This is a genomic window from Streptomyces sp. NBC_01520 (assembly GCF_045040375.1).
Taxonomy (GTDB): Bacteria; Actinomycetota; Actinomycetes; order Streptomycetales; family Streptomycetaceae; genus Streptomyces.
Genome location: NZ_CP109404.1, coordinates 6,064,982 through 6,086,929, shown reverse-complemented (window position 1 = coordinate 6,086,929; position 21,948 = coordinate 6,064,982). Strand labels below are relative to the sequence as shown.

The 21,948-nt window shown below is 69.4% G+C and carries 16 protein-coding genes and 1 pseudogene; 4 read left to right on the top strand and 13 right to left on the bottom strand.

The window, feature by feature from the left end:
* Window positions 1-4 precede the first annotated feature (4 nt).
* On the top strand, window positions 5-238 hold the full coding sequence (locus OG524_RS27700) for a bacteriocin immunity protein (protein WP_405811847.1): 234 nt from the start codon (window positions 5-7) through the stop codon (window positions 236-238).
* Window positions 239-1,143: 905 nt separating this feature from the next.
* On the opposite strand, the gene OG524_RS27695 is transcribed toward OG524_RS27700, so the two are convergent.
* Genes OG524_RS27695 through OG524_RS27675 form a run of 5 tightly spaced genes read right to left on the bottom strand, consistent with a single transcriptional unit; the run spans window position 1,144 to window position 8,523 of the window.
* Window positions 1,144-1,887, bottom strand: coding sequence for a hypothetical protein (locus OG524_RS27695; protein WP_405388005.1), 744 nt, complete (start codon window positions 1,885-1,887; stop codon window positions 1,144-1,146).
* 43 nt (window positions 1,888-1,930) lie between these two features.
* The gene (locus tag OG524_RS27690; RefSeq protein WP_405388007.1) at window positions 1,931-2,686 is read right to left on the bottom strand and encodes a hypothetical protein; all 756 of its coding nucleotides are present in this window, start codon (window positions 2,684-2,686) and stop codon (window positions 1,931-1,933) included.
* Between the two features lie 7 nt (window positions 2,687-2,693).
* Window positions 2,694-7,457 (bottom strand): putative T7SS-secreted protein, encoded by a 4,764-nt coding sequence (locus OG524_RS27685; protein WP_405811846.1) that lies wholly within the window; start codon window positions 7,455-7,457, stop codon window positions 2,694-2,696.
* 2 nt (window positions 7,458-7,459) lie between these two features.
* A complete protein-coding gene (locus OG524_RS27680; RefSeq protein ID WP_361894493.1) occupies window positions 7,460-8,116 on the bottom strand; it encodes a hypothetical protein in 657 nt (218 codons plus the stop codon).
* Window positions 8,113-8,523, bottom strand: a complete 411-nt coding sequence (locus OG524_RS27675; protein WP_388203866.1) for a hypothetical protein — start codon at window positions 8,521-8,523, stop codon at window positions 8,113-8,115. The genes OG524_RS27680 and OG524_RS27675 overlap by 4 nt, the downstream gene beginning before the upstream one ends.
* A gap of 204 nt (window positions 8,524-8,727) precedes the next feature.
* Here OG524_RS27675 and OG524_RS27670 point away from each other — a divergent pair.
* Window positions 8,728-9,846: pseudogene (locus tag OG524_RS27670) on the top strand (ATP-dependent helicase); the annotation flags it as partial.
* A gap of 408 nt (window positions 9,847-10,254) precedes the next feature.
* Here the strand turns inward: OG524_RS27670 and OG524_RS27665 are convergent.
* Both OG524_RS27665 and OG524_RS27660 read right to left on the bottom strand, forming a co-directional pair.
* On the bottom strand, window positions 10,255-11,598 hold the full coding sequence (locus OG524_RS27665; RefSeq protein ID WP_405811845.1) for a class I SAM-dependent RNA methyltransferase: 1,344 nt from the start codon (window positions 11,596-11,598) through the stop codon (window positions 10,255-10,257).
* Between the two features lie 98 nt (window positions 11,599-11,696).
* Window positions 11,697-13,745: an APC family permease gene (locus tag OG524_RS27660; protein WP_405388010.1), complete on the bottom strand. Its 2,049-nt coding sequence runs from the start codon at window positions 13,743-13,745 to the stop codon at window positions 11,697-11,699.
* A 344-nt stretch (window positions 13,746-14,089) separates the two neighbouring features.
* On the opposite strand from OG524_RS27660, the gene OG524_RS27655 reads away from it, so the two are divergent.
* Window positions 14,090-14,758 carry a TrkA family potassium uptake protein gene (locus OG524_RS27655; RefSeq protein WP_056790670.1) on the top strand — a complete coding sequence of 223 codons (669 nt, stop codon included), beginning with the start codon at window positions 14,090-14,092 and terminating at the stop codon, window positions 14,756-14,758.
* Window positions 14,758-15,438 (top strand): potassium channel family protein, encoded by a 681-nt coding sequence (locus OG524_RS27650; protein ID WP_405388011.1) that lies wholly within the window; start codon window positions 14,758-14,760, stop codon window positions 15,436-15,438. The genes OG524_RS27655 and OG524_RS27650 overlap by 1 nt, the downstream gene beginning before the upstream one ends.
* Window positions 15,439-15,552: 114 nt before the next feature.
* Here OG524_RS27650 and OG524_RS27645 read toward each other — a convergent pair whose 3' ends face one another.
* The 6 genes from OG524_RS27645 to OG524_RS27620 all read right to left on the bottom strand — a co-directional run bounded on the left by OG524_RS27645 (window position 15,553) and on the right by OG524_RS27620 (window position 21,947).
* Entirely contained in the window at window positions 15,553-16,323 is a 771-nt protein-coding gene (locus OG524_RS27645) for a DUF3159 domain-containing protein (protein WP_405388013.1), read from the bottom strand.
* 3 nt (window positions 16,324-16,326) lie between these two features.
* Window positions 16,327-16,743 (bottom strand): OB-fold nucleic acid binding domain-containing protein, encoded by a 417-nt coding sequence (locus tag OG524_RS27640; RefSeq protein WP_405388014.1) that lies wholly within the window; start codon window positions 16,741-16,743, stop codon window positions 16,327-16,329.
* A 74-nt stretch (window positions 16,744-16,817) separates the two neighbouring features.
* Complete coding sequence (locus tag OG524_RS27635) at window positions 16,818-17,510, bottom strand: response regulator (RefSeq protein ID WP_405388015.1); 693 nt, start codon at window positions 17,508-17,510, stop codon at window positions 16,818-16,820.
* A gap of 55 nt (window positions 17,511-17,565) precedes the next feature.
* Complete coding sequence (locus tag OG524_RS27630) at window positions 17,566-20,109, bottom strand: ATP-binding protein (protein ID WP_405388016.1); 2,544 nt, start codon at window positions 20,107-20,109, stop codon at window positions 17,566-17,568.
* A 139-nt stretch (window positions 20,110-20,248) separates the two neighbouring features.
* Window positions 20,249-20,983 (bottom strand): ABC transporter ATP-binding protein, encoded by a 735-nt coding sequence (locus tag OG524_RS27625; RefSeq protein WP_405811844.1) that lies wholly within the window; start codon window positions 20,981-20,983, stop codon window positions 20,249-20,251.
* A 187-nt stretch (window positions 20,984-21,170) separates the two neighbouring features.
* Window positions 21,171-21,947, bottom strand: coding sequence for a DUF3710 domain-containing protein (locus OG524_RS27620; protein WP_405388018.1), 777 nt, complete (start codon window positions 21,945-21,947; stop codon window positions 21,171-21,173).
* Window position 21,948: the final 1 nt, after the last annotated feature.

The window sequence follows — 21,948 nt, the reverse complement described above, 5'->3', positions numbered from 1 at the left end:
TGTGATGGGCGCGCGTGACCTTACCCGCGATCAGCTCGTCGAGCTCGTTCGCAAAATTATGGCGGACCACGGGACGGAGGAGGAAGTCGATAGGCTCGTGGAGATTCTCGAAGCGAGCGTTCCTCATCCTCGCGTACTCAATCTCATCTACCATCCCGACATGGAAGGTTTTACGGACGGCTTGACGGCAGAAGAGGTTGTGGACACCGCCTTGTCCTATACCCCTTTCGCTCCGTAAGGACGAAATACGGGGTTCGGATCCCCGGCCGCAGGTCGACGTATGCCGCCAGCGTCAAGGCCGCTGGCAAAGGAGCCTCCGGGGCCGATCGGCCCCGGAGGCCGCTCCTTGTTCTGGCTCAGTTCAGCGCGGATCCACCGGCTTGAGTGTGGTGCGATCGGTTCGGGCTGGTGCAGGGCATGTCGAGGCTGGACAGACAGGACTCCGAGGTGAGCAGGTTCGCGCTTCCTCGGTCGACTCTGAGGAGACGACGCCGGAGCGCTGTATCGCGTGGCCGTCGGCGCTGACAGGTTGTCGACGTCGGCGGCGAGCCAAGCCGCCCCACCCGGCAGCTGTGACAGTTCCCCTGAACACCTGACAGCCCAGCAGTTCACCTGACGCCCCATCAGAAGGGGCGTCAGGTGAGCGTCAAGATGCCCTGTCAGCACCATGTCGTCGCCCGGATCGGGAGTGGCACACGCCACGCACACCCTCCGAATCTGCAGGTCAGCGGCCTTTTCGAGAGGCTCAAGGAGCGTCACGCACTCCAGATGATGCGCCCATGAAGACATGTCGACGCGACCTGCCCGGTTTCCCGAAAGTTGGGAAACCAGCAGGTCAAAGGCCCTTCGTTGCAGGTTCAAGGATCGCGACGCACTCCACATGGTGGGTCATCGAAAAGACGTCACCGATAGTCGATGTGAGAGAAACTGCAGGTCAGATAGGTTTGCCGACTCTGCAGGCGGGCTTTCAGGGCTCGGAGCGTCAAATGAGCGTCACGGCAGGCGTGTCGCGGAGCCCGCGTCCGCAGCGGTGCTCGCCCACCGGCGACCGGACCGGGTCACCCGCACGCAACACGGCATCGGCAAGCATGAACAGTGAACAACGCCTCGCACGCCTGCGGCCGACCGTCAACGGCTGCCGTACTACTCGACCAGTTCGCCGATCAGAGCGAGGAGCGCGTCGGCCCGGTTCCGGTCCTCACGCTGGTCACGCAGCCTGCGGTCAAGCTCCCGCAAGGCGGACAGGGCTGCCGGATCACGGCGCCGCACCGCGTCCAGCCACGGCGTGGTGACGAGGTCCATGCACGCGGTGAACAGGGCCCGGGTCGACGGGGCGGGAGGAGCCGGGTCGGGGGCGGCGAACCCGGTGGTCACGTACCGGACCGGGTCGGTCAGGCTCCACCCGACGACGGCGCCGTCCTGAACGAGAAGTGCCACGTCCGGGGCGATACCGACGCGTGCCTCCAGCGGCTCGTCCAGGACATCGAGGTCACGCAGACAGGTCAGTACGGCATCCTCTGGGGCACGGCAGAGCTCGGTGGTCACCTCCAAGCGGAAGTCCCGGACCTCTTCGGCGCGAAGTCCGCCCGGGTGGACGGCGGGTACGGCAGGAAGTCGGGCACAGTCCTCAGTGTCGGCAGCCTCGTGGGGCAGGCGGAACCCGGCCCCGACCAGTTCCCGGCTGTCCGGGTCGAACCGGAGCTCGTCGGGGTCGTCCCACAGCCACTCCTGGCTGCCGAAGGTGTCCCCGAGGGACTGTTGCCATTCCTTCACGTCCGCGTACTCCGCGACGCGCACACACTGGCCCCGGAAGTCGAAGCGCGGACAGATGCACAGGAGATTGCCCGTCACCGTCGCACTCCAGTCGCCGTCGAGGACGAGTCTCATCGCTCGTCACCGTACGAACCATCCACCGCCGGCCGGTTCACCTTCACGTTGCGTAATCGTCCACGTAAGTGGCGATCAAGGCGAGCAGGGCGTCAGCCCGGTGCCGGTCTTCGTGCTGGGCTCGGAGGGTCTCGTCGGCGGCCCGGAGGCGGGTCAGCGCGGCAGGTTCACCGTCCACCACGTCGTCGACCAACGGCGAGGTGACCAGGTCCAGGCATTCAGTGAGCAGACGACGCGTGGCCGCGGAAGGCGAGCCCGAGTCGGGAGCGGTGTGCGCGGCGGTGAGGTACCGCGCGGGGTCGGTGATGCTCCAGCCGACGACGGTACCGTCCTGGACGAGAAGCGCCACGTCTGGTGCGATGCCGACACAGGCATCCAGGGGTCTATCGAGGACATCGAGGTCACGAAAGCAGGCCAGCACGGCATCGCCGGGAGCCCGACACAGCACCGTACACATCTCGTGGCGGAAGTCCCGGATCTCGTCCGCACGGAGCCCGCCCGGACGAACCTCGGGCAGGACGGGAACGCCGGCGAAGGTCTCGGCGTTCGCGGACACATACGGCATCTGGAGTTCGGCCCCGACCAGCTGCCGGCTGTCCCGGTCGAACCGGAAGACGTCCGGCGTATCCCACAGCCAGTGCTGGCTACCGAAGCTATGCGCGACGAACCGCTCGCGCTCCATCACGTCCGCATAGTGCATGACGCGCACGGAGTCGCCTGCGAAGCGAGGGGTGGTGTGCAGCGGATCATCCGTCACCGTTGCACGCCAGTCGCCGTCGAACGACAATTTCATGGTCATCCCTGCCTCATCTGATCTGCACTCCCGGGGCCAGGTTGCCGAACTTGCCAGGGATTCTGCCCTCCACGATGTCCTCGTGGGTAACTGGCTTACCAGGGTCCAACGGACTGCCACCGAGCGCCCTCGCACCGGATTCCCCCTTGATGCCCGACTCTCCGTACGCCGTGATGGCCTGGCCCTGCTTGGAGCCGGGCCCATACACCACGGCAATGTCATTGTCCTTCCGAAAGAGGAAGTTTCCTGCTTGGCCCGATGACTGGTACACGGCATCGGGGCTCTTCAGAATTTCCAGGACTCGTTCGTCGGTGAAGGCGTGCCCCGTGTCGCCGTGGTAGTCGGCGTGTTTCTTGAACCCGCCGTTCTCTGCCCTCTCCACGATGCCGTCCAAGATCCTGTCGATCCGCTTCTGTGCCTTCTCCTCCTTCGGGTACTTGGGCATGAGCCCCAGCGGGTCCGACGCGGTGGTCGGGTTGTCCACGTAGCCGACGGGGTTCGGGGCAGGGGCGAGGCCGAGGGGGTCGGGGGAAACGTAGCGGCCGGTCTCCGGGTCGTAGTGGCGGAGGTAGTTGTAGTGGAGGCCGGTCTCGGGGTCGTAGTACTGGCCCGGGAAGCGGAGAGGGGTGTAGGTGCTGCCGTCGCGTGCCCATGCGGTGGTGCCCCACAGCGTGGCACGGGAGCGCCAGGCGATGTCGCCGGATTCGTCGATCAGTTCGGTGGGGGTGCCGATGAGGTCGGTGGCGATGGCGAAGAAGCGGCGGTCGATCTCGTTCTGCCGGTCGTCGGCGGTGAGGATGCGCTCGGTCTGGGCCAGGGGGGTATGGCCGCGGTGGTCCCAGGTGAGGGCGACCGTGTTCAGCTGGTCGGGTCCGTGGCTGGTCTGTTCGCACAGGGTCAGGCCGTCCCAGGTGAACCGGACCTCCTCGACCACGCTCTCACCGTCGTCCGCCATGCGCTGCTTCGCGGTGCGTCGGCCCAGCGGGTCGTAGCGGTACCTCCACCGGGTCCCGTCGGGGGTGGTCACGGAGGTGAGGCGGTTCTCCGTGTCCCATGTGTAGCGCCAGATGTCGGGCTTGCGGGAGAGGCGGGCCTTCCGACGCAGGATCACCCGGCCGAGGGCGTCGTGCTCGAAGCGCACATCGCCGGCCCGGGTGACGGTGGTGCCGGTGTAGTTGCGTGGCCCGGTGGCTTCATGGCCGGGGTGGCCGGACGGCCAGGACGCCGAGGTCTGGTTGCCGGCGTCGTCGTAGGCGTACCGCTCCGTCCATCCTTGGGCGTGGACGGCGGTGACCCGGCCAGCCCGGTCCAGGTCGAAGGTCCGAGTGCCCGTCAGCCGGTCAGCGGCGGAGGTCAGCTGACCGTCGGCGCGGTAGGAGTAGGCGCGGCTGTTGACGGTACGCCCTGACGCGGTGACCTGCTGCTCGGCCAGCCTTCCGGCCGCGTCCCAGGCAGAGGTCACGGTGACCGCGTCGCTGAAGACGCGGGCGAGTTCCCGGCCGGCCACGTCGTGCGTGAAGTCGATCCGCCGATCGCCGCTGGTCAGGCGGTTGGGCATTCCATCGGCGCCGTAGGTGTAGGTGGTGACGTGGCCGGTGGGGGTGATTCGGCGGGTTCGGCGGCCCAGGACGTCGTAGGCATACGTGGTGGGGCGGCCGTCGACGAGTTCCGTCTTCGTGAGCCCGCGCCGGTCGTACTGGTACCGGAGTTCGCTGTCCGGTCCGGCGGCCTCCAGGAGACGTCCGGCAAGGTCGTGGCCGTAGGTCGTCACACGACCGTCGACGTCCTTGCTGATCACTTGGCCCAGTTGGTCACGCTCGAACGAGATGGTCCCGCCGAGCGCGTCAGTACGGACGGCGAGCCGTCCCGCCGCGTCCACCTCGTAGCTGAGTGTGCGGCCGTCGAAGTCGGTCTCGGAGAGGACGTTTCCGGCTGCGTCGTACTCGTAGGTCCAGGTCAGCCCCTGCGGGTTGTGGACACGGGTGAGGCGCAGCTCGGCGTCGTGCTCGAACTCGAACCGTGCGCCGTCGGGGTGGATACGGGCGAGTGGGAGGTCGAAGTGGGTGTACTCGAAGCGGGTGACATCGCCGGACGCCTCGGTGCGGGTGAGGAGGTTGCCCTCGCCGTCGTACGTCCACGTTTCCGTGGCCCCGTCGGGCCCGGTACGCCGGGCGAGCTGCCCGTCCGCGTCCCACTCGAAGCAGGTGACGGCGCCGGCCGGGTCGGTGACGCGGACCGGTCTGCCGAGGGCGTCGCGCTGGGTGCGGGTGACAGCCCCTGCCGGGTCGGTCACCTCCACGGGCAGTCCCGCCGCGTTGCACACCGCGTGTGTCGTGGCGCCGAGGGCGTCGGTGACCGAGGTGAGCCGCCCGCCGCTGTCGTAGGTGTAGCGGGTGATGGCGCCGGCCGGGTCGGTGACCGCCGTGCGGTTGCCGTGTTCGTCGAACGCGTGGACCGTGCGGGCGCCACCCGGACCGTAGACCTCGGTCGGCAGGCCGAATTGGCCACGCACGGTGCGCAGTTCGCTTCCGTCAGGGCGGACGGCGGAGATCAGCCGGTCATGCTCATCGTACGAGAAGGCGGTGGTCAGACCCAACGGGTCGGTGCGGGTGCGTGTGTTGCCGCGCGGGTCGTAGGTGAACTGGGTGGTGTGGCCGAGCGGGTCGGTGACGGCCAGGAGACGGCAACCGGGGCCGAACAGGTGGCGGGTCGCGTGCCCGTCGGCGGTGGTGAGTGTGGTCGCGTGGTGACCGGTTTCGGGGTCCGGGTCGGTGTAGGCCAGGCTGATCTGGACGTGGCCGGCCTCGCCGCCCTCCGCCACGACGCGGTCGCGGTCGTCATAGAGGTAGTCGTAGCGGCTGTTGTTCGAGTCGATCCAGGCGATGACGCGCCGACGGTCGTCATAGACGTAGGTGGTGGTGGCGCCGGACGGCTTGGTGACGGTGGTGAGATTGCCGTCCTCGTAGCCGTAGGCCATCAAGGGCAGGTCGGCGCCGTCCTCGCCCGCACCGGCCAGGGCCAGGGCAGTGACCAGGCCGTCGGCGGCCGACAGCGTCACCTGGTGACCCGCCGAATGGACCAGCGCCAGAGGCAGACCGTCCTCGCCGCGGTCGATGTGGATCGTGTGGCCGTTGCGTTCGGTCACTTCTGACAGCCAGGCGGTTCCGTCGCCCCCCGGTTCGCTGCCGGACGGCGCGGTGAAGTGGAACGTCAGGCCGCTGTCCAGGGCGGTGACCATGTAGTCGCCATCGACATCGCGGGCCAGCAGGGTGCGGGACCGACCGGTCGCCGGTGCGGTGGGCGCGCCGGGGGCCGGGTGCGGGTACGGGACCAGGAGCCCTTCGGCAGTGACGTGAAGGACGCCGACGGCGTCGATCTGTAGACGCTCGTCGACGGTGGACGTCCAGGCGGGCCCCACGAAACGGCCGACCGCACAACCCGACTCGGTGCGGCGGGTGAAGACCACCGGCAGGATGCCGGGAAGCTCGACGTCGGTCTGGGGCAGGTACATCCGGCCCGTGGCGAGGTCCACCGGATCGCCGCCCTGCTTGCGGTCGCCGTCCGGGGTGCTGTGGGTTCCGTCCGGGACGTCGTCGACCAGCTTGCGGAGCCTCGCGGCTTCGGCGGCCTCCTTGATGGCGCGCACGCCCTTCACCGCGGCGCCGCCGCCGCCGGTGGCGGCGGTCAGCGCCAGGTCGGGAATCAGCCGGCCGAAGCCCTCGGCCGGGTCCTTCATGAAGTCGCCGATCATCTGCTTGCCGGTCCCGACGGGGTCGTTGGCGGCGATCACCAGCCCCGCGGCCAGGCTATTGAGGGACGTGGCGTACTCAGCCGGGTGCGTGAGGTTGTACGGGTCAAGGGGATTGACTTGGCGGACGAAGTTGAGGATCCCTGCCGTGCCCTTGATGATGCCGCCGCCGACGTGGTCGCCCATGATCTGCAGCTCTTGGAGCCCGTGGCCCAGCTGCTCGGCGTACGACGGCTTCTCCGGGGCCATGTCGCGGGCGGCGCGGACCGCCGTGCGTGCGGTCTCCGCCGCCGAGTTCCGCTGCTTACGGGCCTCGGCGAGGATGTCCTGCGCCTCCTGCATCAGCTTCCTGCCGGGGTCCTCGAACGTAGCCGCGGGCATGGGAGGGAGCGAGGACGGCTTGCGTTTGTCGGCGGGCTGGGCGTTGTAGCGGTCGACGGCCGCGTTGTAATCGTCGACCTTCGCTCGGTGGGCGTCGGCGGCTTCCTCGGACGCCTTGACACCCTCCTTCCACTTGTCGATCGCCGTCTGTGCCTGTCCCTGCGCCCAGGTGACGGTGTCGGCGAACGCCTCCAGTGCGCCGACCGCCTTCTCGCTGGCATCGGCGGCGGCGTACCACTTGGGCGGCTGGGTGCTCACCGCGGTGCGCAGTGCGTCGGCCGCCTCGCCCTTGAGCTGGGAGGAGTCGAGGCTCTTGAGACCGTCGCCGGTGGTATCGAAGGCCGTCTGGAAGGACCGGAGTCTTCTGGCGGTGGCGTCGAGCTTGCCCGCGCTGCCGTAGATCAGCTTGGTCTTGTCCTCGGTCTGCCCGAGGTCCATCTCGTCGACCTCGGCGCCCATCCGGTTGGCGACGGAGCGGGACTGCTCGCGGACCCAGTCCGCACCGGACTCCCAGCCGGCGTCATCCAGCCGGTCGGCGGTCCAGTTCCCCGCGTCCTCGACACGGTTGCCGGCCCACTCGACGCCGTCCTCGACGACGCTCTCGACCGAGTCGGGCGTGATGTCACTGACGAAGTCGCCGATACCCACAGTCAGTTCCCCCCGGGCTCAGTCTGCTGCTGCGCCCGCAGGGCGCGTTCCTCCGGCGACGGGCCAAAGGCGTCGTCCAGCGCCCGGTTCCACTGGTCGTCGGAAAGGCCGAGCTCGTCCTTGAGCATCTCGGACCGCTGGCCGCCCTGGCCCTCGGTCAGGACAGTGCGGCCGGTGTCCTTCCACGTCTGCTCCATCTCCTGACCGGCCTGCTCGAACGAATCGGCGCTCCAGTCCGGGTCCAGGTAATCCGGAGTGAACACGTCGCCCCAACCCTGCTGGGTGATCTCCTCCTCGGTGGCGTGCGGGCTCCCGCCCATCACCGAGTTCACGCCGACCTTGAACGTGCCCTCGATGTACTGGTCGTGCTCCCACTGGGTGCCCGCCGCAAGTCCGAGTCGGTCGGCTATCGCACTGGCGTCGCCCACCAGGGCTCGCACACCCCACTCCCAGCGTTCACAGAAGTCCTCGAAGTCGACGGACAGGCCGTGGTGCCCGGCCTCCATCCCGGTCATGGACAGCTCCGAGAAGCCCTTGCCCATCACCGAACCGGTCGACCCACCGAGTTCACCGAGCTGGTCGATCGTCGAGCCCAAGCCCTGCGTGAACTTAACGACGGACGCCTTGCCGAAGCTGAGGTCCCCACCGTCTACGCTCATCGCCCGCTCCCTTCGGAGCCCACGTCCAACGCGACAGCGTCCGGCACAATCCCGGCAGCCGGCGGGAAGAACATCGACCCGTCCTCGGTCGCAATGTCGACGGCCAACCCGGCGGGCCCGTCCAGCGACGGCACCACCTCGTCCACGATCCGGGCACCCAGCAGCGCCGCGTACTCCATGGGCCGGTCACCGGAAGCGTGGCTGAGGGCGAACCGGGCGAGCGCCGCCTCGTCGGTGAACCCGCAGACCCAGCGCACTCCACCCGACCACGCCGACCACAGTCCGCCGCCGACCACCGGCACCAGGAGGATGGAACGGCGCATCTCACCGACCAGAGCCCGCGGGTCGCCGTCCCCCGCCCTCTGCTTGCCTATCCGCTCGGCAAGAGCTGTCCTTGCCTGCTCCATGGCCCCTCCCCCATTCTCATCGCGGATGGTGCACAACCGTAGATCAAGACGCATCTCGTGGAGCAGCAGTTCTTGTGAAGACGCGCACAGCGTGATTGGTCAAGCACCGACGCCAACAGCTCTTGCACTACGTACGGTTACGACGCGGCGCACCGCCTGACGTCGGTCACCGACCCCCTAAGACCGTGTCCTATGTGGGTTCGGCTCGTTGGGTTCCTTCAACGCATCGGACGGACCGGCCGCCGACCGGGCACTCTCCGCAACTGCCTGTTCCTCGCGGTGAGCGAGGAGGCCCTACTCTCCTCAGCAGCTCTGCTCCTGCAGTGGTCCCGCGGCTGGGTCGAACCCGTCATCGCCCCTCCAGAGCCGCGTCACCTGATCGCCCAGCAGCTCCTCGCGTTGTGCCTTCAGGAACACCGGGTCGGCGAAAATCTCTGGCAGCAGTGGTGGAACGGACTCATCCCGTTCCGGGCCGGAGCCGAGCCTGTCGTCAACCACCTCGTCCAAGAGGGGTATCTGGACCAGGACGGCGGCCTGCTGTTCATCGGCCCCGAGGCAGAACGCCGCTACGGGCACCGCCACTTCATGAATCTCACCGCCGTCTTCACCGCACCCCCCGAGTTCACCGTGTTCAACGGCCGTACCGAAATCGGTCGCACCGACCCCGACCTGCTCACCGAGGAAATCGAAGGCCCTCGCCGACTCCTGCTCGCGGGCCGCAACTGGCAGGTGACGTACATCGACTGGCACCGCAAGCGCTGCTTCGTGGAACCGGTCGACGAAGGCGGGCGCGCCCGCTGGAACGGGTTCGGAGCCGAGCGTGTCCGCTCCTTCACCCTCACTCGTGCGACCAGGGACGTCCTGCTGGGAGAAGACCCTCCGGTACGTCTCACCAACCGGGCCTCTCTGCGGCTCGCAGAAGCACGCGAGACGTTCCTGGACACCGTCCACCCCGGCGGAACTCTGATCGTCCGGCGCGACGGCGGGGACGTTCGATGGTGGACCTGGGCCGGGCACCGCGCGAACGCCACACTGTCCGCCACGCTCCCCTCCGTCGTCGTTCCGCACCGCCGGACGAACGGCGACTGGATCCGGCTTCGCGAGGACCTCACACCGCCACGCTGGCAGAACGCCTTGCGCGACGCCCAAGCGAACCTCGCCCTCCCCCAAGTCGACAGCCACGCGATCCGCGGTCTCAAGTTCAGCGAGGCGCTCCCCTCCCGTCTGGCCGAAGCAACACTCGCCGCACGCCTCATGGACTCAACGGGCGCGGAAACCGCCCTCACTGAATCCATTCGGCTCTCCACGCTCACCGACAGGTAGACACGCCTCAGCCACAACCTCGCTCCCTCGATGGGGGTCGGATCGCCGCAGAAGACGGTCGTCTCGCGGGTGAGGCGGGGCCATGAGATCGGCCCTGGCGAGGTGGACCACCGTTTGAGAGCGGTCTGGCAGGGTTTCGTAGTCGCCAGGCGCATACAGGCGAGATGGAAACGCAGCACACGCGCGCCAGCCCCTCAAAACAGGCCCGCTCGGCGCCACGAAATTCCCGGCACCTTGCCACACCCGCACAGTCAGGAGGCCACCTGATCAGCAAAGCAACACACCTGACGACCCATCAAAACGAGCGTCAAATGAGCGTCAAGATGCATCGCAGAGCGTCATTTCAGCGTCAAGATATCGCCCGTACCGCCCACAGCGCACATAACACACATCACCCGAACTTGCAGGTCAGGCGCTCTTTGCGATGGGTTCAAGGATCGCCACGCACTCCACGTGGTGCGTCATCGGGAACAGATCGAACACCCGCAGCGTCCGCACCCTGTACCCGCCCTCCCGGAAGTACGCCAGGTCCCGTGCCAGCGCCGCCGGGTCGCACGCGACGTACGCGATACGGCGGGCGCCCAGGGTCGAGAGCTGCTTGACGACCTGCTTGCCCGCGCCCGCGCGCGGCGGGTCCAGGACGATCAGGTCGCACTCGGTGATGCCCGTGCGCGGCAGGATCTGGTCGACCTTGCCGTGCTCGATGCGGACCCGGTCCAGGTCCTTCAGGTTGTGCCGGGCGTCCTCGACTGCGCGCTTGCCGGACTCGATGCCGAGCACCGCGCCCTTCTCCCCGATGCGCTGGCCGATGGCTCCGGCGAAGAGGCCGACCCCGCAGTACAGGTCGAGCGCCATGTCGTTCTTGCGGGGCAGCAGGCCCTGCATGACCGCGCGGACGAGGGTGTCAGCCGCCTGCGGGTGGACCTGCCAGAAGCCGCCCGAGCCGACGCGGTACGTACGGTCGTCGGCCCGCTCGCGGACGAAGGCGCGGCCGTGGACGCGGTGGACTCCGCCGTCCTTCTCGTCGACACGGAGCACGGAGACGGGCTTGTCGAGCTCGACCAGCGGGAGCCGGCCGCCCTCGCGCGGGGTCAGGATGACCTGGCGGTCGTGGGAGCCGGTCGCCGAGATGGCCTCCACCGTGGCCATCTGCGGCCAGTCCTGCTTCTCGATGCCCAGCTCGGAGACGCCGGGGGCGGCGATCATGCAGTGGTCGATCGGCTGGACCTCGTGCGAGCGGTGCTTGCGCAGTCCGGCCACGCCGTCCTGGTCGATCGCGTACTGGACGCGGGTGCGCCACGCGGGGACCTGGCCCGGCGGGAGCTTGTCGCCCTCGGCCGGCATGACGGTGCCGTCCCAGCCGGCCTCCTCGGGGGTGAGGCCCGCGAGACGCTGGAGCTGCTCGGTGATCACTTCGCCCTTGAGGCGGCGCTGGGCACCGGGCTTGGCGTGCTGCCAGTCGCAGCCGCCGCACTTGCCGGGGCCCGCGTAGGGACAGGGGGCCTCGACCCGGTCCTTGGACGCGTCGATGACGGTGACCGCGTCGGCGCGCAGGAAGCGGGAGTCACTCTCGCCCTCGGTGACCCGGGCGACGACCTTCTCACCGGGGAGGGTGTGCCGCACGAAGAGCACCTGGCCCTCGTCGGTGCGGGCGATGCAGTGGCCGCCGTGGGCGACGGGGCCGACCTCGACCTCGTACTCCCGACCGATCAGAGACTCCCCGGCCTGCGACGATGTGGATTCGTTCTGCATGAGGGGGTGGCTCCAGAGATCAAAGGGAAAGCGGCCGGACAACAACCCACGAGTCTACGTGGGTGCCGGCCGACCGCTTACCACAAGCGCGTGCCCGGTCAGCTCCGGTGGCCGGAGTCCTTGTGGCGCCGCTCCACGGGACCCCGGCGGACCGAGCCGGGCGCGGTCCAGTCCGCGCGCTTCCTGGCCCGCAGCTTCGCGGCCTCGGAGGACTCCAGCTGGTACGGCACCGAGGTCACCATCACACCCGGTGTGAACAGCAGCCGGCCCTTGAGCCGCAGGGCGCTCTGGTTGTGCAGCAGGTGCTCGTACCAGTGGCCGACGACGTACTCGGGGATGTAGACGCTGACCACGTCACGGGGCCGGTCCTTGCGCAGGCCCTTCACGTATTCGATGACCGGCCGGGTCACCTCGCGGTACGGCGAGTCGAGGATCTTCAGCGGGATGTCGATGCCGCGCCGCTCCCATTCCTCCTTGAGCGCCTTGGTCTCGGCGTGGTCGACGCTGATGGAGAGCGCCTCCAACTGGTCCGAGCGCACCAGCTTGGCGTAGGCGAGCGCGCGCAGGGTGGGCCGGTGGAGCTTGGAGACCAGGACGATGGAGTGGACGCGCGAGGGCCGGAGCGTGTCGTCGGTCGGGGCGTCGGTCGCCGCGATCTCCTCGGTGACCCGGTCGTAGTGCTTACGGATCGCGGTCATCGTTCCGTAGAAGATCACCATGCCGAGCAGCGCCACCCAGGCCCCGTGGGTGAATTTCGTCGCCAGGACGACGACGAGCACCAGGCCCGTGAAGAAGGCGCCGAAGGTGTTGATCGCCCGCGAGCGGACCATGTGCCGGCGCTTGGCCGGGTCGCGCTCGCTGCGCAGGTGGCGGTTCCAGTGCCGCACCATGCCGGTCTGACTGAGCGTGAAGGAGACGAAGACACCGACGATGTAGAGCTGGATGAGCCGCGTGGAGTCGGCCCCGTAGATCCAGACGAGGAGGATCGCGGCTCCGGCCAGCAGGACGATGCCGTTGGAGAAGGCCAGCCGGTCGCCGCGGGTGTGCAGTTGGCGCGGCAGGTAGCGGTCCTGGGCCAGGATCGAGCCGAGCAGCGGGAAGCCGTTGTACGCGGTGTTGGCGGCGAGGAAGAGCACGAGGGCGGTGGCCGCGGCCAGGAGCACGAAGAAGAACGTGCCGTCGCCGAAGACCGCCGCCGCGACCTGGGAGATCACCGGGTCCTGGACGAAGCCGGCGCCGACCGCGGTGCCGTTGTGGAGCAGGTCCTCCGCGGGGTTCTCCGCCATCTTGACGTCGGTGGCCATGGCCAGGCCGATGATGCCGCAGAACATGGTGACGGCCAGCAGGCCCATCGCGGCGAGGGTGGTGGCCGCGTTCTTGCTCTTCGGCTTGCGGAAGGCGGGTACGCCGTTGCTGATCGCCTCGACGCCGGTGAGCGCCGCGCAGCCGGAGGAGAAGGCCCGCAGGAGCAGGAAGACGAGGGCGAAGCCGGCCAGCCCCTGGTGCTCGGGCTTGATCTCGTAGTCCGAGGTCGGCGCGTGCATGGTCTCGCCGAGGACCAGCCCGCGGAACGCGCCCCAGAGGATCATGATGAAGACCCCGGCCACGAACAGGTACGTCGGGATGGCGAAGAGCTTGCCCGACTCCTTCACGCCGCGCAGGTTCATCAGCGTCAGCAGCACGATGGCGCCGATCGCGAAGACCGTCTTGTGCTCGACGACGAACGGGATCGCGGAGCCGAGGTTCTCCACGCCGGAGGAGATGGACACGGCGACGGTGAGGACGTAGTCGACGAGGAGCGCGCTGGCGACGGTCAGACCGGCCTTCCGCCCCAGGTTGGTGTTGGCGACCTCGTAGTCGCCGCCGCCGCTCGGGTAGGCACGCACGTTCTGCCGGTAGGAGGCGACCACGGTGAACATGAGGACCACCACGGCGGCGGCGATCCACGGGCTGAAGCGGTATGCCGACACACCCGCGATGGACAGCACGAGGAGGACTTCGCCGGGTGCGTACGCCACCGAGGACAGCGGGTCGGACGCGAAGACGGGCAGCGCGATGCGCTTGGGGAGGAGTGTTTCCCCGAGCTTGTCACTGCGCAGCGCCCGGCCGATCAGGATCCGTTTGGGCAGGTCGGTCAGTTTGGACACGCTGAGGATCGTAAGCGCTGTCGCGACAGGCGACCGAGGCACCACCCGCTCGGTACCGGGAAAACCTTCATAATTACCCGCGCTCACCGCGAAAGTCCATGGAATCCTTAACGGAATCCTTGCGGGCCGGACGGTCGGCGGACCCCTTCGGGCCCCTCCTTTGCCCGGTGCGCCCGGGATGCGCACACTCGGATGAGGCGGCGGATACCCGGCCGCATAAGCTCATCCCAGGGCAGCGTCGAAGGCGATGGCCCCATCGGTTTGCCCCGCAAGCGGAGAAAGAAGTGTGAGCAGGGTGTTTTCGCAGGTCATCCGGACGACCAGGACGGCGAGGTAGGCGCACGGTGCACATCGTCATCATGGGCTGCGGGCGTGTCGGAGCCGCTCTCGCACAGACCCTGGAGCAGCAGGGACACACGGTCGCCGTGATCGACCAGGACCCCACGGCGTTCCGCCGTCTCGGTGCCGGGTTCGGCGGTCGGCGGGTCAACGGGGTCGGCTTCGACCAGGACACGCTGCGCGAGGCCGGGATCGAGGAGGCGGGGGCGTTCGCCGCGGTGAGCAGCGGCGACAACTCCAACATCATCGCGGCCCGGGTGGCCCGCGAGATGTTCTCCATCGACAACGTCGCGGCCCGCATCTACGACCCCCGGCGTGCCGAGGTGTACCAGCGTCTCGGTATCCCCACCGTCGCCACGGTGCGCTGGACCGCGGACCAGATGCTGCGGCGGCTGCTGCCGTCGGGCGCGGAGCCGCTGTGGCGGGACCCGAGCGGAGGTGTGCAGCTCGCGGAGGTGCACACGACGCCGTCCTGGATCGGCCACAAGATCAGCACGCTGCAGGAGGAGACGGGGGTCCGCGTGGCCTTCCTCACCCGGTTGGGCGAGGCCATACTGCCGACGTCGCAGACGGTGCTGCAGGAGGGCGACCTGGTCCACGTGATGATGCGGACGGACGAGATCGCGAAGGTCGAGGAGGCCTTCGCCGAAGGTCCTGAGGAGGGCGGTCACTGATGCGCGTGGCGATTGCCGGGGCGGGTGCGGTGGGCCGTTCCATCGCGGCCGAACTCCTGGAGAACGGGCACGAGGTGCTGCTGATCGACAAGGCGCCGACCGCCATCTCGGTGGAGCGGGTCCCGATGGCCGAGTGGCTGCTCGCGGACGCCTGTGAGATCACCTCGCTCGACGAGGCGGCGCTGCAGCGGTGCAACGTCGTGATCGCCGCGACCGGCGACGACAAGGTCAACCTGGTCGTCTCGCTGCTCGCCAAGACCGAGTACGGCGTTCCGCGGGTCGTCGCCCGGGTGAACAACCCGAAGAACGAGTGGCTGTTCAACGAGTCCTGGGGCGTCGATGTCGCGGTCTCCACACCGCGGCTGATGTCCGCCCTGGTCGAGGAGGCGGTGAGCGTCGGTGATCTGGTCCGGCTGCTGCGCTTCAGCCACGGCGACGCCAACCTGGTCGAGCTGACGCTGCCCCCGGAGTCGGCGCTGGCCGGCACCCGGATCGGCGCTGTGGCCTGGCCCGAGGACACTTCGCTGGTCACCATCATCCGGGGTACGCGCGTCCTGACGCCGAGCCCCGAGGAGACCCTGGAGGCCGGTGACGAGCTGCTGTTCGTGGCCGCCCAGGCGCGCGAGGAGCAGCTGGAGGACCTGTTGTCGGTCCGCCGCGATCCCTCGGACGAGAGCTGAGCCGGGCGACAGCTGCGTCGGACGACAGCGCGAGACGGGAGAGGGGCCCGGAACCATGAGTCATGGTTCCGGGCCCCTCTCCCGTGTCCGCGAGGTACCGGCGTTCGGGCGCGGTCAGGCGTCGTGGTGGCGGGCCTCGGCGGCCCGGGCGCTCTGCGCTGCCTTACGGGCCTTCTCGGCCTCCTCCTCCGCCTCCATCTCCGCGAAGACGTCGATGGGCGGCGGCGCCTTGGCGAGGAAGACCCAGGTCAGATACACCGCGAGCAGGAACGGCGGGATCTTGAGCGAGACCAGCACCCAGCCGAACTGCGTGGTGTCGGCCCACCAGTACAGCGGGAAGAGGATCGCGCACTTGGCGAGGAGGATCAGCCCCCACGCGTAACTGGCCTTGGCGTAGGCCTTCTTGCGCCCCGGATTCCTGGTGCGCCAGGAGAGGTTCTCCTTGAAGACCGGGCCGAGGATCAGGCCGATCAGCGGCACCCCCGCGAGGGTCGTGCCGAGGTAGGCCAGCGCCAGGCCGAGCGTGTAGATCATGCCCGGCAGGTAGAAGTCCTTGGCGTTGCCCGTCATCATCGCGAAGACCACGCCGAAGGCCACACCGAAGACACCACTGAAGGCGTGCTTGACGGTGTCCTTGCGGACCAGGCGTACGACGACGAGGACCAGGGACAGCGCCAGCGCGGCGACGGCCGAGGCCTTCAGGTCCTTGTTCAGGGTGAAGATCGTGACGAAGAGCAGCCCGGGCAGAACTGTCTCCACCATGCCGCGCACGCCGCCGAAGGCCTCGAAGAGCGCGGCTTCCGTGACGGCCTTCGCCTCGGCGTCCTGCTGGTCGGTGCGGTGGGGCTGGTCCCTGTCGGATGTCGGCTTGTCGAGAGGCGTCACCGGCTACTCCTTGCCGAGCGGTCGGAGTTCGTATGTGGGGTTGAACAGCACCCGGCGCCCGTGACTCATGGCGATGCGGCCCGAGGCGATGATCTTACGGCCCGGTTCTATGCCGACGATCGAGCGACGGCCCAGCCAGACCACGTCGAGCGGCGCGGTGCCGTCGAAGAGCTCCGCCTCCAGGGCGGGCACTCCCGCCCGCGGGCGCAGGGTGACGGTCCGCAAGGTACCAGTCACCTTGACGATCTGGCGGTCCGTGCATTCGGAGATCCGCGTGCAGCCCGACGCGTGCGTGTCCTCCTGCAGCTCCTCGGACTCCAGGTCCTCCTGGGAGCTGGACAGCCGGTCGAGCATGCGACGGAAGCGGCCGGACGGCCGCGAAGCCTTGCCGGCCTTCTCGAATCGGGGAACAGCGCTCATACCCGAAGGGTACCGGTCTCCTGTGATAAGGGGTGTCACCCGAACGGAGGACCCGAGTGGCCGGGGGAAGCGGGTCAGCCGCGCTCGAAGCGGTACCCCATGCCGGGTTCGGTCACGAAGTGCCGGGGGTGCGCGGGATCGGCCTCCAGCTTGCGGCGCAGCTGCGCCATGTAGACCCGGAGGTAGTTCGTCTCGGTGCCGTAGGACGGGCCCCAGACCTCCTGGAGCAGCTGCTTCTGGCTGACGAGCCGGCCCGCGTTGCGGACCAGCACCTCCAGGAGGTGCCACTCCGTGGGGGTGAGCCGCACGTCGCGGCCCTCCCGGTGGACCTTCTTCGCCGCGAGGTCCACCGTGAACGCCTCGGTCTCGACGATCACGAGGTCGTCGGCGCCGTCCGGGCCGACCGGTTCGGCCCGGCGTACGGCGGCCCGCAGCCGGGCCAGGAGCTCGTCCATGCCGAACGGCTTGGTGACGTAGTCGTCGGCGCCGGCGTCCAGGGCTTCGACCTTCTCGTCGGAGGTGTGCCGGGCGGAGAGCACGAGGATCGGTACGCGGGTCCAGCCGCGCAGCCCCTTGATCACCTCGACGCCGTCCATGTCGGGCAGGCCGAGGTCCAGGACGACGACGTCGGGGTGCCGGGCGGCGGCGAGCTGCAGGGCGGTCGCGCCGTCGGGTGCGGCGTCCACCTCGTACCTGCGCGCCTTCAGGTTGATCACGAGGGCGCGTACGATCTGCGGCTCGTCGTCGACCACAAGCACCCGGGTCATCGCGGTCCTGCCTTTCCGGAGGGTGTGTACGGGGTGGGGGTGTGCCCCTGGGACCTCATGAGATGTCCTGCTCGGGCGGCCCGGGGCCGTCCCGCACCTGTCCGGGTATGGCCTTGAGCGTGAGGACCATGGTGAGACCGCCCCCGGGGGTGTCCTCGGCGCCCAGCGTGCCTCCCATGGAGTCCACGAAGCCGCGGGCGACGGCGAGGCCGAGGCCGACCCCGGCGCCGCGCGGGGCGTCGCCGTACCGCTGGAAGGGCTCGAAGATACGCTCCTTGCCCTCGTCGGGGACGCCACGGCCCCGGTCGGCCACCCGCAGCTCGACGCGTTCGCCGAGCGTGCTGGCGGCGACGGTGACTCGTTCCCCGCGGGGGCTGTACTTGACGGCGTTCTCGACGATGTTGGCGACGGCCCGTTCCAGCAGGCCGGGGTCGACGGCGACCATCGGCAGCGTCTCGGGGATGTCGAGGTCGACGCTGCCCTCGGGGACGCCGCCGAGGGCCATCGGGACGACCTCGTCGAGGTCGATCTCGCGGATCAGCGGGGTGACGGTGCCGGTCTGCAGGCGGGACATGTCGAGCAGGTTGCCGACCAGGTGGTCCAGGCGGTCGGCACCGTCCTCGATGCCCGCGAGGAGCTCGGCCTCGTCCTCCTCGGACCAGGAGACGTCGTCGGAGCGCAGCGAGCTGACGGCGGCCTTGATAGCGGCGAGGGGGGTGCGCAGGTCGTGGCTGACGGCGGCGAGCAGCGCGGTCCTGATCCGGTTGCCCTCGGCGAGCCGGCGGGCGGTCTCCGCCTCCCCCACCAGGCGCTGCCGGTCGAGCACGACGGCGGCCTGCGCGGCGAAGGCGCCGAGCACCCGGCGGTCCTCGGCGGGCAGCACCCGTCCGGACAGCGCCAGCGCCATGTGGTCGCCGACGGGCATGTCCACGTCCGCGTCGTCGGGCCTGGCCACCGGCGCGGGCCCGACGGATCCGGCGCAGGTCCACGGATCGACGTCGCTCTGCCGCTCCAGCAGCGCGACGGACTCCATGCCGAACGTCTCCCGGACCCGCTCCAGCAGGGCGTCCAGGGCCGTCTCGCCGCGCAGGACGCTCCCGGCCAGGGCGGAGAGTATCTCCGACTCGGCGCGCAGTCTGGCGGCCTGGTGGGTACGCCGGGCCGCCAGGTCGACGACGGAGGCGACCGCGACCGCCACCGCGAAGAAGATCACGATGGCGACGAAGTTCTCCGGGTCCTGCACGGTGAGGGTGTGGGTGGGCGGGGTGAACCAGTAGTTGAGGAGCATGGAGCCGACGGCCGCGGAGGCCAGAGCGGGGGCCAGCCCGCCGAGCAACGCCGCGGTGACGGTCATGAACAGGAAGAGCAGTACGTCGTTGGCGAGCCCCGGCCCGTTCTCCATGCCGTGCAGGAGCAGCGTGAGGAGTACCGGTCCGCCGACGCCCACCGCCCAGCCCCAGATGATCCGGGTGCGGCCGAGCCGGGCGCCCCGGGCGATGGGCAGCCCGCGTCCCTTGGCGACCGCCTCGTGCGTGACGATGTGGACGTCCAGGTCGGGGCCGGACTCGCGGGCGACGGTGGCGCCGACGCCCGGTCCGTAGATGTACTGCCAGGTCTTGCGACGGCTGGAGCCGAGGACGACCTGGGTGGCGTTGACGCCCCGGGCGAAGGCGAGGAGCGCCGAGGGTATGTCGTCGCCGATGACGTGGTGGAACGTCCCGCCCAGGTCCTCGACGAGGGTGCGCTGGACGGCGAGCTCCTTGGGCGACGCGGAGGTCAGTCCGTCGCTGCGGGCGATGTACACGGCGAGGATCTCGCTGCCGGAGCCCTTGGCGGCCATCCGGGACGCGCGGCGGATGAGCGTACGGCCCTCGGGGCCGCCGGTCAGTCCGACGACGATGCGTTCGCGGGCCTGCCAGGTGGTGCGGATGTCGTGCTCGCCGCGGTACTGCTGGAGGTATTCGTCTACACGGTCGGCGACCCAGAGCAGGGCCAGTTCGCGCAGGGCGGTGAGGTTGCCGGGGCGGAAGTAGTTGGACAGGGCCGCGTCCACCTTGTCGGACCGGTAGATGTTGCCGTGGGCCATGCGGCGGCGCAGCGCCTGGGGCGACATGTCGACAAGCTCGATCTGGTCGGCCCTGCGGGCGACCTCGTCGGGGATCGTCTCCTGCTGCCGTACACCCGTTATCGACTCGACCACGTCGCCGAGGGACTCCAGGTGCTGGATGTTGACGGTGGAGATCACGTCGATGCCCGCCCGCAGCAGCTCCTCGACGTCCTGCCAGCGCTTGGCGTTGCGGGACCCGGGCACATTGGTGTGGGCCAGCTCGTCCACGAGGGCCACAGCGGGCGCCCGCTCCAGGACCGCGTCGACGTCCATCTCGGAGAAGACGGTGGAGCGGTATCGGATGTCGCGTCGGCGGATCTGCTCCAGACCGTGCAGCAGGACCTCGGTGCGGTGCCGTTCGTAGTGCTCCACGAACGCGACGACGCAGTCCGTGCCCCGTTCAACCCGGCGGTGGGCCTCGGACAGCATCGCGTACGTCTTGCCGACGCCGGGTGCCGCACCCAGGTAGATCCGAAGCTTGCCGCGCGCCATGGCCCCATTGTCTTCTCTGAACCGGCCGCCGCCGATCGGGGAGCCGTCCCCCCGAAGCTACCCCGAGAATTTCCGGCATCCGGGCCGCAGGGATGTGCCCGGGGTCCGTATTGACGGGATTCTGACGCGACTCAGCAGGTCACACCTGTTCGACGATGTGCCCGTCGCTCAGCTCCAGGACCCGGTCGGCGAAGCCGAGCAGATGCGGGTCGTGGGTGGCTACGAGGACGGTGACGCCCTCGCTGCGGACCACGGCGCGCAGCAGTTCCATGACGGCGAGGCCGGTCTCCGCGTCGAGCTGCCCGGTGGGCTCGTCGGCGATCAGGAGGGCGGGCCGGTTGGCGAGCGCGCGGGCGATGGCGACGCGCTGCTGCTGGCCGCCGGAGAGCTCTCCGGGGCGCTGTTGCGCGTGGTCGCCCAGGCCCACCAGGGAGAGCAGCAGCGCGACCCGGTCCTCGCGCTCACGCGGGTCGGCCTTGCGCAGCCGCATGGGTACGCCGATGTTCTCCGCCGCGGTCAGGATCGGGATCAGGCCGAACGACTGGAAGATGAAGCCGATCCGGTCCCTGCGCAGCTCCAGCAGCCCGTCCTCGCCGAGCCCGGAGAGCTCGGTGCCGCCGACGGTGATCCGGCCGCGGTCCGGGATGTCGAGACCGCCGACCAGGTTGAGCAGCGTTGTCTTGCCGGAGCCCGACCGGCCCTTGAGCGCCACGAGCTCGCCCCGGGGAATCTCGAAGGAGACCCCGCGCAGGGCGTGCACGGCGGCGGCGCCGGTCCCGTACGAGCGGTGCAGGTCCTCGACCCGCACCATCGGCCCGTCGGCCGGGCTTTCGGCCAGGGCCGTGCCGCTCTGTCCGCCGGTGCTCTGTGTCATCGCTCTCCCCCGTGCGTACGCCGCCTCGCGCGGCGCCTTTCGGCCGCCGCCAGTATGTGCATGAGGCACGCGCCGGGGCAACGGCCCCGGGGGCCGTGACGGCCGCCGGTGCCTGGTCCTCGAACGGCGGTGGGCCGTACCCCCGTGAGGGTACGGCCCACCGGCCGGAACGTACCGCCGCGCGCGGTCAGCGCACCTCGGTGATCTCGGGTCCGCGCTGGAGCTGGCCCATGCCACCGGAGAACTTCGAGTTCTCCTGGTCCTCCTGCTGCACACCCTCGGGCACCATCTGGGCGTCGTTGGGGAGCTTGAGGACGATCGGGTCGCGCGGAGCCATCGGGCCGTCGCCACGGACCACCACGGTGTCCCGGAAGATCGTCTCCAGCAGTCCGGCGGCCTCCGGCTGCACGGCGCCCTGACCGGAGATCACACCGCGCAGGAACCAGCGCGGCCCGTCGACCCCGATGAAGCGCACGAGCTGGACGCCGTTCGTCCCGTCGGGGAGCTGTACGGGGACCTGGGCGCGCAGCTCCCAGCCCAGCGGACCCTCGACCTCGTCGATGATCCCGCCCTGCTGGGTGATGCCCGAGGCGATCTCCTCGCGCACCTCGCCCCAGATGCCCTCCTTCTTGGGAGCGGCGAAGGCCTGCAGCTGGACCGCGCTGTCACGCAGCACGACGGTCGCCGCGACGATCGCGTCGCCGGCCACCTCCACCCGCAGCTCCATGCCCTCGACCCCGGGCACGAAGATGCCGCCCAGGTCCACCCGGCCCTCGCCGGGCTGGGAGACCTCGGAGATGTCCCACGGCCCGTCCGGCCGGGGGGCCGGGGGGAGGTTCGTCCGGCGCGAGCCGCTGTCCGCGGCCCCGTCGGTACCGTCGAGCTCGTCGGCGACCTGCTCGGCCTCGCGCGTCTCGTCCGCCTTGTCCTCGGCGGAACCACTGTTCTTGCGACGTCCGAACACG